Source organism: Pseudomonas sp. MD195_PC81_125, assembly GCF_014060985.1.
GTDB lineage: Bacteria > Pseudomonadota > Gammaproteobacteria > Pseudomonadales > Pseudomonadaceae > Aquipseudomonas > Aquipseudomonas parakoreensis.
The window spans coordinates 1-1,581 of the sequence record NZ_JABULD010001006.1; the positions used below are offsets into that span (position 1 = coordinate 1).

Annotated in this window: 1 pseudogene; it reads right to left on the reverse strand. The window is 59.5% G+C overall.

What is annotated here, in order from left to right:
• Positions 1-1,478 (reverse strand): annotated as a pseudogene (locus HT737_RS30850) (beta strand repeat-containing protein); the annotation flags it as partial.
• Between the last annotated feature and the right edge of the window lie 103 nt (positions 1,479-1,581).

A 1,581-nucleotide genomic window follows, 5' to 3' on the forward strand; every position in this document is an offset into this window, starting at 1 on the left:
TTTCGAGATTTTCCAGGTTGTCACCCAGAGTCCAGTTCACCGACGACCGTACGGTATCTATTTCACTGGCCAGAGTGCTGGTTTCGATGACCGTGTCGCCGGCGTTGTCGACGATGTAGGTGTCGTTGCCCAGACCGCCCGATCATGGTATCGGCGCCCAGGCCGCCATCGAGGGTGTTGTTGCCATCGTTGCCGGTCATGCGGTTGTTCAGCTCGTTGCCGGTACCGTTGAGGTTGGCAGTGCCGGTGAGCAGCACGTTCTCGACATTGGCGCCGAGGGTGTAGTCGATGGAGGCGAAGACCCGGTCGATTTCGGTCAGCGAGGTGCCGGTCTCGACAACCACGTCACCGATGTTGTCAACGTAGTAGGTGTCGTTGCCGGCGCCACCGATCATGGTATCGGCGCCCAGGCCGCCATTGAGGGTATTGACCCCGTCAGTACCGGTGAGCACGTTATTCAGATCGTTGCCGGTCAGATCAAGTACGCCGCTGCCAAACAGTTGACCGTCCTCGACATTGGCAGACAAGGTGTAGCTGACCGAGGACTTGACCAGATCATGGCCTTCACCGCTCAGTTCGGTGACGATGTCACCAGCGTTGTCGACGATATAGGTATCGTCGCCGGCACCGCCGATCATGGTGTCGGCCCCGGCCTTGCCATCGAGGATGTTGTTGCCGGCGTTACCGGTCATGCGGTTGTTCAGCTCGTTGCCGGTCCCGTTGAGGTTGGCAGTGCCGGTGAGCAGCACGTTCTCGACATTGGCGCCGAGGGTGTAGTCGATGGAGGCGAAGACCCGGTCGATTTCGGTCAGCGAGGTGCCGGTCTCGACAACCACGTCACCGATGTTGTCGACGTAGTAGGTGTCGTTGCCGGCGCCACCGATCATGGTATCGGCGCCCAGGCCGCCATCGAGGGTGTTGTTGCCATCGTTGCCGGTCATGCGGTTGTTCAGCTCGTTGCCGGTCCCGTTGAGGTTGGCAGTGCCGGTGAGCAGCACGTTCTCGACATTGGCGCCGAGGGTGTAGTCGATGGAGGCGAAGACCCGGTCGATTTCGGTCAGTGAGGTGCCGGTCTCGACAACCACGTCACCGATGTTGTCGACGTAGTAGGTGTCGTTGCCGGCGCCACCGATCATGGTATCGGCGCCCAGGCCGCCATTGAGGGTATTGACCCCGTCAGTACCGGTGAGCACGTTATTCAGATCGTTGCCGGTCAGATCAAGTACGCCGCTGCCAAACAGTTGGCCGTCCTCGACATTGGCAGACAAGGTGTAGCTGACCGAGGACTTGACCAGATCATGGCCTTCACCGCTCAGTTCGGTGACGATGTCACCGATGTTGTCAACGTAGTAGGTGTCGTTGCCGGCACCGCCGATCATGGTGTCGGCCCCGGCCTTGCCATCGAGGATGTTGTTGCCGGCGTTACCGGTCATGCGGTTGTTCAGGACGTTACCGGTACCGTTGAGGTTGCTGCTGCCTGTCAGTTCGAGATTTTCCAGGTTGTCACCCAGAGTCCAGTTCACCGACGACCGTACGGTATCTATTTCACTGGCCAGAGTGCTGGTTTTCGATGACCGTGTC